The following is a 16,763-nucleotide window of genomic DNA, read 5'->3' on the forward strand; positions in this document are numbered from 1 at the left end:
TTATCTACTCAGAGTCTAGGCTAGCTGCGTATATTACCCAAATAGTCTGTCGCCTCAATGCGGCAGGTTGAATTGTGCGACATGACTATAACATTTCGTCTGGTTGGGTCACTTTTCCCTGCGTTATCAGTTCTTTTGCCACACGGAGTCAAAGTCATCTTTTGATTCTCCGGCATCCGGTTTGGTGGTGACCAGCTCGCGATAGGTGAACTGGCTGAACGCGCCGGTGGCAAACACCCGCCGGGTTAATTGCACCGGGATTTCGCGGTGCCCTTCCTCCTGGGGCGAAGGCGGATGAAACAGGCGGACCTTGCTGTATTCGCGGAACGACACCGAATTGGTCAGCAGGGTGACCGGCTGGTTGATTGCCTTCAACGCCGGAAGTTGCAGGGCGCGCAGGTATTCGGAAAAGCCGCCGGTTTTATGCACGATGGCCACACCCAGCGGCGTAGCCTGGGGCGCCAGGATCTGGATGCCCAATTGCGTAGCGCCCTTGGTTTGCTGTACCCAGCGCACGACACCTACGCTCCATTTCTGTCGGCCCTCATCCCGAACGCCTAACAATTCACCCGCTTTGACCTGGTTGGGAATCTCGTCCTGCCATTCCAGGCAGTAGCCGCCGGGGCTGACATCCACCAGCGGTACCTTGTAGGTGGGATGCTTGCCCTGGTAATCCTGTTGCTCTTGTTTGCGAATGGTGCTTTCGATATTCAGCGTCGGCAGATTTTTTCCCGCCAATGCTGTGCCGGCCACGTCGAAGGCATCGCCCCAGGGATCGTCATCGGTGGGTTTGTTGGGCTTTAACTGTATGCCGCGTTTTTGGAAGATGGCTTCGGCATTATCGTCACTGTGGACGTTGGCGGTTTGATTCAGAAACAGATTAAAGGGCAACTTTCCGGCAAGGTGGAAGTGCAGGTTGGTCAGACCCACGGTCACCTCGATAGTGCCGCTGGTTTCCTGCCGTTCAAAGCTGCGTTGGGCAAGAATATTCCACGCCTGGATCAGGTGCTCCGTCAGCGCGGGTGACAAATTCAGCTCGTTGCGCAGGCTGCCTTCGCTGGTGGGGCTTTGCTTGGCCTGTTCTTGCAGTGTGCGCGCCAGTTGCGCGGTATTGAGTTCGCGGATTTCGCCATCGGCGTTATGGGGTAAGCGCGATTTGTATTGCGGTGGCCGGTTACCCGCCAGTTGGATAGCAAACAGGTTATCTTTTTGCGCCGGGTTATGCGGCAGCAATTTCGCCTGCGTGCACAGGGTTTCCAGCGCGTTGTAGGTGGCCAACACCTCGTCCTGGCGCATCTGGTTCGGCTTGGCGCACGCCAACAGCATCAAGCGCAAATAGGCCAGGCTGATGCTCTTGATGTGTTGATGATGTGCCAGGGGGTCATCGACCGGGTATTCAATCAGGTCCAGGGCGTCGGCGATTTCATACAAGGTATGAATCTCGGTCCAGAGCTGGCCGGTAATGGGGATATATAACTGGTAGCTGCGCAGCAAGAGCAATCCCAGTCCCGTCAGCGCGCGGTGAATGGCCTGGGCCTGGCGTCCACTGGACTCTTCACTTTTACCCGGTGCACACAAATCGCGTACTGCCACGAGGTAGGCGTTGCTCATATGCTTTTGCAGGGCTTGCGCAACGGTCGCTGTCTTGCGTGCAGCCTCTGGCAGGATCAGCGGTTGGTTAAGGAAGTGTTGTGAGAGTCCCTGAATGCACTGTTGCACCGCCGGGCGCAGGGTTTCGAGGATGGCCAGACGGGTGTCGCTGCCGGCTTTCAAACGCCCGATTTCCGGCACGGCTTTATAGAGCAACGCACTCACATGGTTGATGCGCGTCAGCGGCAAGGCGCGCACCCATTCCCGCACCTGTTGGTCTTTGCTGCCGGCGCAAAACGTCAGAGCCGCCAGATCCTGAGACGGCACATTGAGACGTTCAAGCAATGTCTGGAGTCGAGGGTCAGCAGTCATTCATTCGCGGCCATGGCAATCGGTTTATAGGTTGTACAACACGGCGGAGTTTTGATCAAAGATATATATCCTTACTAATAGCCGCTGTCTTTTTAACCTGCTCATCGGCTGTCGGTTTATGAGCCTCGACTATGTTACCCCTGAATATAGCTGAAATCTGTTCGTCTACCATCACAGGTTATTTCATCAGGGCCAATGCCTTGATCTGCGCGTACACCTGTTGGCCTACCGCCAAACCTAATTGATAGCAGGACAAATGGGAAATCCGGGCCAGCAATACCTGATCTTCAATGGCCAGGTGCACCAGATTCTGGCCGCGATCACCCGCCTCAATCTGCGTGATGCGCGCCGGTAAAATATTCAGGATACTGGTGCGTTGCGGATAATCCAGGCACAGGCTGACATCCCGGGCATACACCCGCAACCGGACAGGCTGATGTTGCGCGGCATGCAGTTGCGGCAAAAAAACGGTTGTTGTGCCGAAGCTAACACAGGTCAGGTGATGTGCGCCGTTGATGTCGGTGACGGTGCCGTGAAGCAACGTGAATGCATCTTCCCTGTGTGCCAATAACGGATGCTCGCTCAATAAATCCGTGAGTGCGCCTGCCGCCACAATCTTGCCTTTGTCCATCAATAACAGGTGATCGGCCAGCTGCACAATTTCATCCAGTGCGTGGCTGACATAGATCACCGGAATAGCCAGATACTGCTGCAAGCGTTCGAGGTAAGGAACGATCTCTTGCTTGCGTTGTTGGTCCAGTGCGGCGAGGGGTTCATCCATCAGCAGGAGCCTGGGACTCGCAAGCAATGCTCGCGCAAGGGCAACACGCTGGCGTTCACCGCCGGACAAATGGTGCGTGCTGCGTTCGAGCAGTGGGGCGAGGTCGAGTAACGCTATCAACTCGTCGACCTTTACCAACTCGTCGTCATTGCCCCGTGATGATTGATTGCGTTTGAAACCGTAGGCGAGATTTTTTTGCACGGTTAAATGTTCAAACAGGCTGGCTTCCTGAAAAACAAAACCGACCTTGCGTTGGTGCGTGGGCAACTGTTGTGTGGCGGAAAACCACACCGTGCCGTTTACCTGGATATGGGAATGCGGTTTGGTTAATGCGGCATCCTCCAGGCCGGCGATTGCGCGCAGCAAACTGGTTTTGCCACAGCCGGACGGACCAAAGACCGCCGTGATGCCTCGCCCCGGAATCGCCAGGTCCACTTGCAGATGAAATGCAGGGCGGGGCAGGTCGAGCTTAATGATTATCGCAGTGGAATTCATCGCGCCCTCACCACATCAAAGCGACGGTTTAACGCATACACGCCGATCAACAACACCAACGACAGAATCAACAGGCAGGCCGACAGCCAATGCGCTTGTGTGTATTCCACCGCTTCCACATGATCGTAAATCGCCATGGAGGCCAATTGGGTCTTGCCGGGAATATTGCCGCCGATCATCAACACCACGCCGAATTCACCCAAGGTGTGCGCAAAACCGAGGACGGCGCCGGTGATGTAACCGCGGCGTGCGAGGGGTAAAACTACAGTAAAAAAAGTATCCAGCGGTGTTGCGCCCAAGGTGGCGGCAACTTCCAGTGGGCGTGCGCCAATATGGGTGAACGCCTGTTGTAATGGCTGCACGACAAACGGGAGTGAGTAGATAACTGAACCCACGACTAGCCCGGCGAAGGTAAAACTCAGGGCGGGTAAACCGAGTGCATTCAACGCGCCGCCGATCACGCCGTTGGGGCTCAGGGTGATCAATAAATAAAATCCCAGCACCGTGGGCGGCAATACCAACGGCAAGGCCACCAATGCTTCCACCACGAATTTAAAACGCCAGCGGGTGCGCGTCAGCCACCAGGCCAACGGTGTGCCGATTACCAGCAGGATGGCAGTGGTTACGCTGGCCAGTTCCAGGGTTAGCCACAGGGCGGAAAAGTCTGAAGAAGAAAGCATAGATCTCCGATGAGTAACACTGTTGTTTTTGTCGATGGAGGATGGTTTTGTCGGATTACGCTGCGCTAAACCGACCTATATCAATGTTTAATTCAATACGGGCAACTCGTAGGTCGCATTAGGCGCAAAGCGCCGTAATCCGACACGCAGTTTAGCAAGTCGAGTTAATCGCGCTCGTAATCCAACTCGCTATTCATAACCATAGCCCCGAATAATACCTTTCCCTTTTTCACCCCGCACAAAATCCATAAACTCCCGCGCAGCCTTTTTATCACTCAACAACACCGCCTGCTGCTCAATAGGCTCATACAAATCCGCAGGCACCCGCCAATAAGAACCGCTGATTTGCTCCGGCTTTCCCGGATCAATAATCTGCGCCAGCGCCACAAAGCCCAATTCAGCAGCACCGCTGTGAACAAACTGATACGCCTGACTGATGTTTTCCCCGCGCACCAATTTTTCCTGCAGTTTCTCCGCAACCCCCAAGGCTTCCAGCGTTTGTTGTGCCGCTAATCCGTAAGGTGCAAGGCGCGGGTTAGCCATGGCAAGATGCGCAAAATCACCGCGCTGTAAAACTTTGCCTTCTGGATCAACAACACCCGCTTTCGGGCCCCACAACACCAACAGCCCGCGCGCATAAGTAAAACGCGAACCGCGTTGAATTTTTCCTTCCTCTTCCAGACGCATCGGCGTTTTGGCATCCGCTGCAAAAAACGCATCGAAGGGCGCACCGTGAATAATTTGCGCGTAATGCCCACCGGTAGACCCAAAGGCCAGATGCACGCGATGTTCGCTGCATTGCTCGAATTCAGCCACCAGTTGCTTGGCCGCGCGCGTAAAGTTGGCGGCTACTGCAATGGTGAGTTCATCGGCGTTGCTGAGGGGGACCCACAACAGCAACAGGGCAATTAGGCTTTTGCGTAAGAGACAGTGCATAGCGAATTCGTTCTGGAGTGTTGATGAAGGTTATTAACATGCCCGGCAGGAGCAGAGTGTAACCCAAATGCCTGAACGCGCAGTGCGGGGATTAGCCCTAGGAATGCCCTCTGACAGTTCAACTTGTGACGAGCCCCCGGTACACTTTGCCGCTCTTCCATTCAGCCAAAGGTGCCCGCTTGGAATTTTCTGCTGAGATATTGCTTATGCTGTTCGTGGTGGCACTCTGCGCCGGCTTCCTCGACACCCTGGCCGGTGGCGGTGGCCTGATTACCATCCCGGCGCTGGTGTTATCCGGCGTGCCGCCGCTGGCGGCGCTGGGCACCAACAAACTGCAGGCCTGCGTGGGGGTGGCAACCTCCAGTTTTTTATTGTTCCGGCGCGGTAAGCTCGATTGGTTGGCGCTGCGTGGTTTGATGCTGACGGCCTTTATCGGCTCGGCGGCGGGCACGGTCCTGATTCAATTTGTCGACCCGACGGTATTGGGGTTTGTGATCCCTGCCGTCCTGGGCATCATCGCGGTGTATTTTATTGGCTCACCTTTCCTGCGTCTGGAAACCGGTACACCCCGGCTCGGTGAGCCCACCTATAAAAACACGGTGATTCCTGTTATCGGTGCCTACGACGGGATGTTCGGGCCGGGGACCGGTTCCTTCTTTGCGCTGGCGGGTGTGAGCCTGCGGGGGCTGGAATTGATTGCGGCCACCGCGACCGCCAAGCCGCTGAATTTTGCCACCAACCTGGCATCGCTCATCGTGTTCCTGTTGGCGGGGCAGGTGTTGTGGCTGGTCGGCTTGATCATGATGATGGGGCAGGCGCTGGGTGCCTGGGCGGGTTCGCACTATCTGTTTAAGGTAAATCCCATCCTGTTGCGCGGCATTATTGTGACTGTTTGTTGATGTTGGCGCGCTACGTCTATCAACATCTCGCCGGTTGATGTGTTGCCAGGGGTCTGATGCACTCCTTGGTGCACTTTTTTGGTTCGTATTGCGCCGTTTTTAATGCGCAGTGATGGTTCATAAAAAGCAGCGCCGCATGACTTTGTGCATTAATTTTGCGCATTCATAAAAGTGGTTTTCTCACCGCCGGGATTTATCGTGCATGTGCTCCCGGCGGGTTTCCGTTGCGCGGTCATTTAACAGTCCGCTGAAATAATTTAATAAAAATCAAAGTATTAGCAGAGTCTCCTGGCAAAAAGGTGCTCCCGCTTCGCGCGCAGTTTCATCCGGTTCTCCCGTTTTTTTCCGTCTGGCATAAGCCTTGCTCAAGGCCATTCAATACTTCATTTTCCTGTTTGAATGATCGCTTATGTCTGAGTCAGTTGAGACATCAACGAAAACCGTTGCCAGCGTCTGCCCTTATTGCGGGGTAGGATGCGGCATGCTGTTGGAAACCGACGGCAAAAAAATCCTCAAGGTCAGTGGTGATAAACAACATCCCACCAACTTTGGTCGCCTGTGCACCAAGGGCTCCACCAGTGGCATGGCGCTGCGCGATTCGGGGCGGATGGAGTCGGCGTTCCTGCGCAATGAGCGGGGCCGTGATCCGGTGCAGATCGGGATGGACGAGGCGATCAGTGCCAGCGCCAAACGCCTGCGGCAGATCATCGATCAGCATGGGCCGGATGCGGTGGCCTTGTATGTCTCTGGGCAAATGTCCACCGAAGCCCAATACCTTGCCAACAAACTCGCCAAGGGTTTTATCGGCACCAACAATATCGAATCCAACTCGCGCCTGTGCATGGCCAGTGCGGGTGCCGGTTACAAACAATCCCTGGGGGCCGATGCGCCGCCCGGCTCCTATCAGGATTTTGATCAGGCCGATGCATTCCTCGTCATCGGCGCCAACATGGCGGACTGCCACCCGATTCTGTTCCTGCGGATGATGGAGCGGGTCAAGCAGGGCGCGAGGCTGATTGTGGTCGACCCGCGCCGCAACGGCACTGCTGAGAAAGCCGATCTGTTTTTGCAGATCAAACCGGGTACTGACCTCGCGCTGCTCAACGGCTTGTTGCACCTATTGCACCAGGACGGCCACACCGACGCCGACTTTATTGCCTCCTTCACCGAGGGCTGGGAAGCCATGCCGGAATTCCTTGCGGAGTACACGCCGGAGCATGTGGCTGACATCACTGGCATCCCGGCGGCGGATATCATCAAAGCCGCCCAGTGGCTCGGCGCCGCGCCGGAATTTATGACCTGCTGGACCATGGGCCTCAACCAGAGTACCCACGGCACCTGGCACACCAACGCCATCTGCAACCTGCACCTCGCCACCGGCAAGATCTGCCGTCCTGGCAGCGGCCCTTTTTCGCTGACCGGCCAGCCCAATGCCATGGGCGGGCGGGAGATGGGTTACATGGGACCGGGCCTGCCCGGCCAACGCAGTCTGCTGTCGGAGACTGACCGCGCCTTTGTCGAAGACTTGTGGCAGATTCCGCGCAATAGCCTGCCCACTACACTGGGCAAAGGCACTATCGATTTGTTTGAACGCATGGCCGCTGGTGCGGTGAAAGCCTGTTGGGTGATCTGCACCAACCCCGTCGCCAGTGTGCCCAATCGCCAAACGGTTATCGACGGCCTTACCCGCGCGGAACTGGTGATCACCCAGGACGCTTTCCTCGATACCGAAACCAACCGTTACGCCGATATCCTGTTGCCCGGTGCGCTCTGGGCCGAAGCTGAAGGGGTGATGGTCAACTCCGAGCGCAATATCACCCTGATGCAAAAAGCCATCGACCCGCCCGGTGCAGCCTTGCCGGATTGGCAAATCATCGCGCGCATTGCCTGCGAGATGGGGTATGCCCACGCGTTTACCTACGCCTCTGCAGAAGATATTTTTGAAGAGATCAAATGCGCTGCCAATCCGCAGACCGGTTATGACATGCGCGGAGCCAGCTATGCGCGCCTGCGCCAAACGCCACTGCAATGGCCGTGTCCGCCGGAGCAAGAGAATACCCGCAACCCGATTCGCTATCTCAATGACGGTGTGAGCCAAACCCTGCGCGAAAACAATGGCAAGCGCCCGCGTCTGAATTTCGCCACGGCCAATGGCAAGGCTGTTTTCTGGGCGCGCCCCTACCTGGCGCCCGCCGAATTACCGGACGATGATTTTCCCTTCGTATTAAATACCGGTCGCCTGCAACACCAATGGCACACGCTCACCAAGACCGGCAAGATCGCCACGCTGAATAAACTTAACCCCGGCCCCTTCGTGGAATTACATCCGGACGATGCAGCGCGGTTCGGTGTAAAAAATAACGATTGTGTAGAGCTGACGTCCCGGCGCGGCAGCGCAATCTTGCCAGCGGTGGTGACGGATCGTGTCAGACCGGGCAACTGTTTTGCGCCCTTTCACTGGAACGATGTCTACGGCGAACAGCTCGCGGTTAACGCGGTGACCAACGACGCGATTGATGCGGTATCGCAACAACCCGAGATGAAATTCTGCGCGGTAAGTTTGAAAAAAGTTGAATTGATTGCGCGCGAATTTGCCAGCGCACCCGCTGCTGAATGTGCGCCACCGACTGCCGAGCCGGTAATGACATTCGCGCCCATGAGTGAAGAAGCCAGTATGACCCTGATCCAGACCTTCGCACAAAAAGTGGGGGTGGCGCAGGCGCTGGCACCGGAACTGTCGGACGATGAGCGCAGTTACCTGAGTGGTTTTGTCAGTGGTTTGCAAGCCAGTGCGCGTTTAATCACAGCGGTGCCCAGCCTGCCGCTCGACGCGCCGGTAGAGCCGGGCAAACGCACCTGGATCAACGGCTTGCTGGCAGGCATGTTTAGCCGCGTGTTGCCGGTAGATGCTTCGGCAGAAAACGATAAGCCTGCGCTACAAATTTTATGGGCGTCCCAAACCGGCAACGCGGAAACCCTCGCGGAAAATCTTGCACAACAGGCGAGCCAGGCGGGATGGGCGGTAAAGGTTAACGCGATGGATGAGTATCCACTGACGCAACTGCCACAGGAAAAGTATTTGGTGTGTATTAGCAGTACCTTTGGTGATGGCGATGCCCCGGATAATGGCCAACATTTTTGGCATCAATTGTGCGATGACAATGCGCCGCCGATAGGTCAGTTGCACTTTGGCTTGTTAGCGTTAGGCGACTCAAGCTACGCCCAATTTTGCGGGCACGGTAAAAACCTTGATGCACGCCTGCAAAAACTGGGCGCAAAACCCTTATTGAATCGTCTGGATTGCGATACCGATTTTGAAACACCGGCGGCACAGTGGTTTACTCAATTACTCGCCAGTTTGCCGACCGATAAAAAGCCAGTGGAAAAATTATCGGGAGTGGTTGCAGCTGCAAAAACAGAGACAAGCTACTCCAAAACCAATCCCTATCCCGCCCGCCTGATTATCAACCGGCGTCTCAACAGCGAGGGTGCGGCAAAAGACACACGACAATTCGGGTTTGCCCTCGGCGATTCCGGTATGACCTATGAAGCTGGCGACGCCCTTGGTGTCTGGCCACAGAACTGTCCCGAGTTGATTGTTGAAATGGTGCAGCAACTTAATCTCAACCTGGAAACCCCGGTGTTGGTCGATGCACGCGAGAAGCCATTGCAACAAGCGCTACACCAACACTTCGAAATTGCCCGCCCCAGCCCCGACGCGTTGAAATTGATTGCTGAACGCTCCGGCAATGATGAGCTGAAGAAATTATTGCAGGTGGAACATAAAGCGGAATTGCAAGACTGGTTGTGGGGGCGGCAATTGGTGGATCTGCTTCATGAGTTTCCCATCCAATGTTCTGCCGACGAATGGCTCGCGGTACTCAAGCCTTTGCAGCCGCGTTTATATTCGATTTCATCCAGTCCCAAAGCCTTTGCCGATGAAGTTCATTTAACGGTATCAGCCGTGCGCTATACGCGTTACCAGCAAGGCAAGAAAATGCGCAAAGGCGTGTGCTCTACTTTTCTCGCGGATCGCGCAGACGACATGACTGTGCCGATCTTTGTGCAGAGCAACAAAAACTTCCGTGTCCCCGCCGACGGTAGTGTGCCCGTCATTATGGTCGGCCCGGGCACGGGAGTTGCTCCCTTTCGCGGCTTTTTGCAAGAGCGTCGCGCGCGCGGCGATACCGGCAAAAACTGGTTATTCTTCGGGGAGCAACACCAGGCCAGTGATTTTTATTATCGCGACGAACTGGAAGCACAACTGCGCGACGGCCACCTAACCAAGCTCAGCCTCGCCTTCTCACGCGACCAAGGCCAAAAAATTTATGTCCAGGACCGCATGCGTGAAGCCGGTGCCGACATCTGGCGCTGGCTGGAAGAGGGTGCTTACTTTTATGTTTGTGGCGATGCAAGTCGTATGGCTAAGGATGTGGATAACGCGCTGCGCGAGATCGTCGCGCAGCACGGTGGTTTTAATGAAGTGGATACCGTGAATTACATGCGTAAGTTGAATATGCAGAAGCGGTATTTGCGGGATGTGTATTGATTGCCAAAAGCGTGTGGATCCCTTTTAAAACTGGTTGTCGGATTACGAGGCTTGCGCCTCTAATCCGACCTACGAATCTGGATTCAATTAAAAATATTGTCGTCGCCGGGGAAAATTCCTGCTTTCACGTCTGCGACATATTTTTGCATCGCGCCGGGAATATCCCGCGCTTCCAGTAAAAAGTTTTTGGAGAACTTGGGCGGTTGTTCGGTTAACCCGAGGATGTCGTTAATCACTAACACTTGTGCGTCGGTATCGCGGCCGGCGCCGATGCCGATGGTGGGGATGGGGATGCTGCGGGTAATGGCGGCACCCAGGGTGGCGGGTACGCATTCGAGGACTAATAAATCCGCGCCGGCGTCGGCTAATAATTTTGCGTCGGCAAGGATTTTATCGGCGTCTTCCTGAGAGCGGCCTTGCACTCGGAAACCGCCAAATTTGTTCACCGACTGCGGCGTTAAGCCCAGGTGTGCGCATACCGGAATGCCGCGTTCGGCGAGCATGGACACTGTCTCGGCCAGCCAGGCGCCGCCTTCGAGTTTTACCATGTGCGCGCCGGCTTGCATGATGCGCGCGCAGTTGCGCAGCGCATCGTCGGGTGTGGCATAGGTCATAAACGGCAAGTCGCCGACGATAAGGGATTTTTTATTGCCGCGCGCCACGGCTTCAACGTGGTAAATCATTTGTTCCATGGTCACCGGGATGGTGCTGTCATAACCCAGCACGGTCATGCCCAATGAATCGCCAATCAACACGACTTCGACACCGCACTTTTGTGCCATGGCGGCCATGTGCGCGTCGTAAAGCGAAATCACCACAAATTTTTCGTTGTTACTTTTTAATTTATAAAGTGTGTTAATGGTGACGGGTTTGGTCAGCGCGCTGTCGGTGGTGGGTGTTCCGTAGGGCATAAAGGTATTCTCTTGAAGCAGCGTGTGATGGTCACAGCGCGGGTGTCGGGTTGTAATAGTGGCGGCCACTTTTGATGGTCAGCACATATTCAACCAGTTGTTTGAAATGATCGCGGTTGCTTGCCAGGTTTAAATCTTTGGCATTCACGATCAACAAAGGTGCGCCGTCGTAATAATGGAAAAAATGCGTGTAGGCGTCGTTTAACGCTTTCAAATAATCGGTGCTGATGTGTTGCTCGATAGCAACGCCGCGTTGGCGGATTCGCTCGACCAGCACATCCAGCGGCGCTTGCAGGTAAATCACCAGGTCCGGTCGCGGCGCATTGATCGTCAGGCGATCATAGACTTGTTGATAAATATTTAGCTCGTCATCATCCAGGGTGACCTGGGCAAAGAGTTGATCTTTTTCAATTAAAAAATCCGCGACGCGCACCGGTTCAAAAATATCCGCCTGACGCAATGATTCCAATTGATTGGCGCGTTGGAATAAAAAGAATAATTGGGTGGGTAGAGCGGCGGTTTTCGGGTTTTGGTAAAAGCGGGCGAGGAAGGGGTTCTCTTCCGGTTGTTCAAGTAGCACGTCGTAATTAAACAGGCGTGCGATATTTTTGGCGAGCGTGGTTTTGCCCACGCCGATGCAACCTTCCACCGCAATGTAGCGCGGCAATTGCACATTGGTTAAATCCAGGTGTAACTCATCAAATACGGCTTCCACTGACTGCTCCTGTATTTGTTATGGCGGAAAATCCTGATCAGTTGATAACCCGCAAGCCATCGGCGGGTGTCTGCGCTAATAATGCCGCAAGACGAGTGCCGCAGGGTAACACTAATTGCGGATCAATAGCGGCGAGTGGGTAGAGCACGAAATTGCGCTGGGTCAGGTAAGGGTGGGGGACTTGCAGGCGCGGGTGATCGATTACCTGGCCATCGTACAGCAGCATGTCGAGGTCCAGAGTGCGCGGCCCCCAGCGTTCCAGACGCACGCGCTGGTGGGCCTGTTCAACGGCTTGCAGCTGGTCCAGCAAAGCCAGGGGTTCGAGGTGAGTGATGATCCGCGCTACGGCATTGATATAGTCCGGTTGCTCCCCCGGCCCAACCGCTGTGCTCTGGTACAGCGGCGATCGGCCGGTGAGGCGGGTATCGGGAAGCTGCGCCAGTTCAGCAAATGCCTGCTCAACCTGCGCACGCGGGTTCTCAAGGTTGCTGCCCAGACCAATAAATGCGGTGATGGCGGGGGTCACACGGCTCATGATCAATCGTTAGTTGTGCCGGGTGGGCTGGCATCAACGCCTTCAGTGCGCGGTTTGCGCGGCGCGCGCCGACGGGTTCTGAGTTTGCCCTTTCCGCCCGCCTGTTTGCCCAGGTCTTTTACCATCTGTTCGCGCTCCTCGTCACCGGCGCCCTGGAAGCGCGTCCACCAGGTGCCTAACCCGTCGAGCTGCTCGCCCGCTGCTTCGCGCATCAACAGGAAATCATAGGCGGCGCGGAAGCGTGGATGATCCAGCAGGCGTAAAGCACGCATGCCCTGGCGTTGGGGCAGGCGATACTGCAAATCCCAGATTTCGCGCATCGGCAGCAGGAAGCGTTTGGGTAACGAGGTGTGGCCCAATTGCTGGCTGATGACGGTTTGTGCGGCCTGCAGGTACGCCTGGGTCGGTGGCATCTGCTTCGCCAGGCGGTGCAGCTCAGCTTGCAGGGCGGGCCATAACAGCGCGGCGTAGATAAAGGCAGGGGTGACGGTTTTGTCACTGCGCACCCGCTTGTCGGTATTGACCATGGTCTGTTCGATCAGCGCCGCGCCAGTGGTGTCGCCCGCTGCCAGCGCGGCTTCAGTGCCGGGGAAGAGGTAGCCGAGCAACTGGTATTCGCGCATCAACTCGAAGGTGGCCGTCGCGGATCCGCCCAGGAATAATTTGAGGACTTCTTCGAACAGGCGCGCAGAGGGGATGTTGCGTAGCAGCGCTCCCAATTCAAAGATCGGGTCGGCGGTTTTCGTTTCGATGCTGAACCCCAGCTTGGCCGCGAAACGCACCGCGCGCAGCATCCGCACCGGGTCTTCCTTATAGCGGGTTACCGGGTCGCCAATGATGCGCAACTGGCGCTGCTTGAGGTCTTCCAGACCGCCGGTGTAGTCGTAGACCGCAAAATCCTTGGCGTTGTAATAGAGCGCGTTAACGGTGAAGTCGCGGCGCACGGCATCGGTTTCGATGGTGCCGTAGACATTGTCGCGCAGCAGCATACCGTCTTCCGAGCGGGCTTCATCGTGATGGCCGCGAAAGGTGGTCACTTCGATAATCTCCCGCCCGATACGCACATGCACAATCTGGAAGCGACGGCCGATAATACGCGCTCCGCGAAACACGCGTTTGATTTCTTCCGGCTTGGCATCGGTGGCGACGTCAAAGTCTTTCGGGTGTCCGCCCAGTAACAAATCCCGCACGCCACCGCCGACCAGGAAGGCATTGAAGCCGGATTCCTGCAGCTGGCGCATAATCCGCAAGGCCGCCTGGCTGACGTTTTTACGCGAAATATTGTGCTGATCTCGGGGAATAATGAGCAGGGATGGATGGGTGGATTTGCCCTTGGGAGCAAGATAATTTAACAAGCGTTTAAGCATAGGCACAGCTACATGAAGTGGATTCGTGGGGGCTGGCTTGACATGTCGTAAACGACTTTCCTTCGCGAGGATGGTTGATCCAGCGCCCTTGCTTATAGATGCGCGGGAGTTTAGCACGGGCGCGGGAAACGGGGAAATCAAGGGTGTGACGGTGGCGTCGAGGATATTGGTCTATTCCACCTGAGGGTGTCGGATTACGCCTTTGGCTAATCCGACCTACTGGGTGCGTCCCCATAGGTCGAATTAGCGCAGCGTAATCCGACACAACTACACCCGCTCCCCAATCGGCAAACGCGTCACTGGCTTTCCGGTCGCTGCAAACAACGCATTGGCCAAGGCCCCGGCCACCGGCGGCACGCCGGGTTCACCTACACCCGAAGGCGGCTCTGCCGAGGGCACGATATGCACCTCCACCTTGGGCATCTGCGGAATCCGCATCAGTGTGTAGTTGTGGAAGTTGCTCTGCACCACCTTACCCTTGTCCAGGGTAATTTCCTCGGCCAGAGCCGCGCTCAGGCCAAAGCCGATACTGCCTTCCATCTGTGCGCGGATTACGTCGGGATTAACCGCAATTCCGCAATCAATCGCACAAACGACCCGGTCTACCGTAAAACGACCATCGTCAGCAACGGTGACTTCCGCCACTTGGGCGCACCAGGAACCCATCGCCTTGTGCACAGCAATACCTCGCCCGCGCCCTTTAGGCAGTGGCTTATCCCACCCGGCCTGTTGTGCGGCCAGGTTGAGCGCGCCAAGGAAGCGCGGGTGGTCCGTCAACATTTCACGGCGGAACACCAGTGGGTCTTTACCTGCCGCCTTGGCCAGTTGATCGATGAAACCTTCCACAATAAACGCGTGACCGGAGTGTCCGACGGAACGCCACCACAGCGTCGATATACCGGCTTTCATCTCGGTGGCCTGTACGGACAGATTGGGAATGGCGTAGGGCATATCGGCGATACCCTCAATCAAGGTGCCGTCGATAGGTCCCTGGATAAACGCCTCAAACGGCGAGCCGCGCAAAATCGGCTGAGCGACGGCGTGGTGGTCCCAGGCCACCAGCTTGCCTTCCGGGGACACGGCACCGCGCACCCGATGAACTGCCATCGGGCGGAATTTGCCATTGTGGATGTCGTCCTCACGGGTCCACACCATCTTCACCGGTCGACCGGGAACCTGCCTGGCAATGGCCACGGCATCCATCACATAGTCATTCGGCGATGCGCGCCGGCCGAAGCTGCCGCCGGCATAAAGTGTGTGAATCCTTACTTGCTCGGGTTTCAGGCCGGTAGCCTTGGCTACTTCGTGTTGATCATTGGTCTGCATCTGGCAGGCGTACCAGAGTTCACAGGCGGTCTTGTCCACCTTCACCACACAGTTCAGGGGTTCGATGGGTGTATGGGCCAGATAAGGCAGGTGATACTCCGTCTCGATGACTTTGTCGGCCTGGGCCAGCGCTGCCGCAGCATCGCCCTCGGCTTTGACCGAGGTGCCTGGCTTGCGCGCGGTGTCGGTGAATTGTGTAAAGAGTTCGTCGCTGCTGCGGGTTTCACAGGCCGACAGATCCCACTCTGCTTGCAGCAGTTGGCGCGCTTTTTGGGCGGGCCAAAAGCCCTCGGCCACCACCGCCACACCGCGCGGAATTTCCACCACATCCACCACGCCGGGCGCGGCTTTGGCTTTGCTGGCATCGACTTTCTTCAACTTGCCCAACAGCTTCGGCGGGTAGAGCACCACGGCCGTCAGCATGCCCGGTAACTGGATATCCTGGGTATAAATGGCCGTGCCGTTGGTTTTCTCCTGGCTGTCTTTACGCGGGATATTTTTGCCGATCAGGCGGAAATCCTTGGGGTCTTTCAGTGCGGGTGACTGGGGCACCGGCAGCGCCGCCGCCTTACCGGCCAGTTCGCCGAAGGTCGCCGTCTTCTTGCCGTGGGAGATGATGCCGTCTTTAACCTTGATCTCTTTTTCAGGCACTTCCCATTGCTGCGCAGCGGCCGTGACCAGCATGGCGCGCGCCGCAGCGCCGGCTTTACGCATTTGCTCCCAGGAGTTGGCGATGGCGGTTGAGCCGCCAGTACCCTGGGCCGGGCCCCAGAACAGGTTGTTGTAACGGCTGGCGTCGGCGGGTGCGGATTCCCAATCCATTTGTTCCCAGTTTGCATCCAGCTCTTCGGCCACCAGCGTGGTCAGGCCGGTGCTCACGCCCTGACCCATATCGAGGTGTTTCACCACCACCGTCACGCGATTGTCCGGGGTGATCTTGAGAAACGCGTTAAATACCAGTTCGTTGCCCGCAGTCGCTGCTTCAGCGGCTGAAGCACTGAGCGTCAGGCTCGACAGAGCGCCACATCCCAGCACCAGGCCGCTGCCAGCGGTAACGGATTTGAGAAACAGACGGCGGCTCACACCTTGGTCGGTGGACGGTTGCAGGTCACGGGCCTGCAGGTGATGTTGCAGGAAGTTCATCAGGCTTTCCTCCCTAATTCATCCGCCGCTTCATGGATTGCCGTGCGGATACGATGATAGGTGGCGCACCGGCAGAGGTTGCCCTGCATCGCGCTATCGATCTGATCATCGTTGGGCTTGGGATTATTCTCCAACAGCGCCACTGCGGACATGATCTGGCCGGACTGGCAATAGCCACATTGCACCACGTCGAGCTTGCGCCAGGCTTCCTGCACGACCTTGGCCGTGGGCGATTGCAGGCCTTCAATAGTGCGGACATCGGCGCCGCTGGCGGCTGATAGAGGAATGCTACAGGAGCGCACCGCCGTACCATTGAAGTGAACAGTGCAGGCACCGCACTGGGCGACGCCGCAGCCAAATTTAGTACCGGTGAGTTTAAGTTCATCGCGCAACGCCCACAGCAACGGCGTATCCGGCGCAAGGTCCAGCGACTGCTGTTTACCATTTATCTTGAGTGAAATCAT

At 56.5% G+C, this 16,763-nt stretch carries 12 protein-coding genes; 2 read left to right on the plus strand and 10 right to left on the minus strand.

The features are described 5' to 3' along the window. Positions 1–126: 126 nt before the first annotated feature. From ACSV5M_RS17805 to modA, 4 genes are all read right to left on the minus strand, one after another. The gene (locus ACSV5M_RS17805; RefSeq protein WP_439177818.1) at positions 127–1,962 is read right to left on the minus strand and encodes a hypothetical protein; all 1,836 of its coding nucleotides are present in this window, start codon (positions 1,960–1,962) and stop codon (positions 127–129) included. A gap of 178 nt (positions 1,963–2,140) precedes the next feature. Beyond that, a complete protein-coding gene (gene modC / locus ACSV5M_RS17810; RefSeq protein ID WP_439177820.1) occupies positions 2,141–3,238 on the minus strand; it encodes a molybdenum ABC transporter ATP-binding protein in 1,098 nt (365 codons plus the stop codon). Further along, positions 3,235–3,918 carry a molybdate ABC transporter permease subunit gene (modB, locus tag ACSV5M_RS17815; protein ID WP_439177821.1) on the minus strand — a complete coding sequence of 228 codons (684 nt, stop codon included), beginning with the start codon at positions 3,916–3,918 and terminating at the stop codon, positions 3,235–3,237. Before modB ends, modC begins: the two co-directional genes overlap by 4 nt. A gap of 189 nt (positions 3,919–4,107) precedes the next feature. Then, complete coding sequence (modA, locus tag ACSV5M_RS17820) at positions 4,108–4,854, minus strand: molybdate ABC transporter substrate-binding protein (RefSeq protein ID WP_439177822.1); 747 nt, start codon at positions 4,852–4,854, stop codon at positions 4,108–4,110. A 179-nt stretch (positions 4,855–5,033) separates the two neighbouring features. Here modA and ACSV5M_RS17825 point away from each other — a divergent pair, with 179 nt between their 5' ends. Together ACSV5M_RS17825 and ACSV5M_RS17830 are read left to right on the plus strand one after the other, a co-directional pair. Next, positions 5,034–5,753 carry a TSUP family transporter gene (locus tag ACSV5M_RS17825; RefSeq protein ID WP_439177824.1) on the plus strand — a complete coding sequence of 240 codons (720 nt, stop codon included), beginning with the start codon at positions 5,034–5,036 and terminating at the stop codon, positions 5,751–5,753. Positions 5,754–6,162: 409 nt separating this feature from the next. Beyond that, positions 6,163–10,302 (plus strand): sulfite reductase subunit alpha, encoded by a 4,140-nt coding sequence (locus ACSV5M_RS17830; protein ID WP_439177825.1) that lies wholly within the window; start codon positions 6,163–6,165, stop codon positions 10,300–10,302. A gap of 83 nt (positions 10,303–10,385) precedes the next feature. On the opposite strand, the gene panB is transcribed toward ACSV5M_RS17830, so the two are convergent. From panB to ACSV5M_RS17860, 6 genes are all read right to left on the minus strand, one after another. Further along, positions 10,386–11,213, minus strand: coding sequence for a 3-methyl-2-oxobutanoate hydroxymethyltransferase (gene panB, locus ACSV5M_RS17835; RefSeq protein ID WP_439177827.1), 828 nt, complete (start codon positions 11,211–11,213; stop codon positions 10,386–10,388). A gap of 31 nt (positions 11,214–11,244) precedes the next feature. After that, complete coding sequence (locus ACSV5M_RS17840) at positions 11,245–11,928, minus strand: deoxynucleoside kinase (protein WP_439177828.1); 684 nt, start codon at positions 11,926–11,928, stop codon at positions 11,245–11,247. Between the two features lie 37 nt (positions 11,929–11,965). After that, complete coding sequence (folK, locus tag ACSV5M_RS17845; RefSeq protein WP_439177829.1) at positions 11,966–12,463, minus strand: 2-amino-4-hydroxy-6-hydroxymethyldihydropteridine diphosphokinase; 498 nt, start codon at positions 12,461–12,463, stop codon at positions 11,966–11,968. Between the two features lie 2 nt (positions 12,464–12,465). Then, positions 12,466–13,830: a polynucleotide adenylyltransferase PcnB gene (gene pcnB / locus ACSV5M_RS17850; protein ID WP_439177830.1), complete on the minus strand. Its 1,365-nt coding sequence runs from the start codon at positions 13,828–13,830 to the stop codon at positions 12,466–12,468. 267 nt (positions 13,831–14,097) lie between these two features. After that, on the minus strand, positions 14,098–16,299 hold the full coding sequence (locus ACSV5M_RS17855; RefSeq protein ID WP_439177832.1) for a molybdopterin cofactor-binding domain-containing protein: 2,202 nt from the start codon (positions 16,297–16,299) through the stop codon (positions 14,098–14,100). Beyond that, complete coding sequence (locus ACSV5M_RS17860; RefSeq protein ID WP_439177834.1) at positions 16,299–16,763, minus strand: (2Fe-2S)-binding protein; 465 nt, start codon at positions 16,761–16,763, stop codon at positions 16,299–16,301. The genes ACSV5M_RS17855 and ACSV5M_RS17860 overlap by 1 nt, the downstream gene beginning before the upstream one ends.

This window comes from Cellvibrio sp. ARAG 10.3, assembly GCF_051846955.1.
In the GTDB taxonomy this organism is placed as follows: Bacteria; Pseudomonadota; Gammaproteobacteria; order Pseudomonadales; family Cellvibrionaceae; genus Cellvibrio.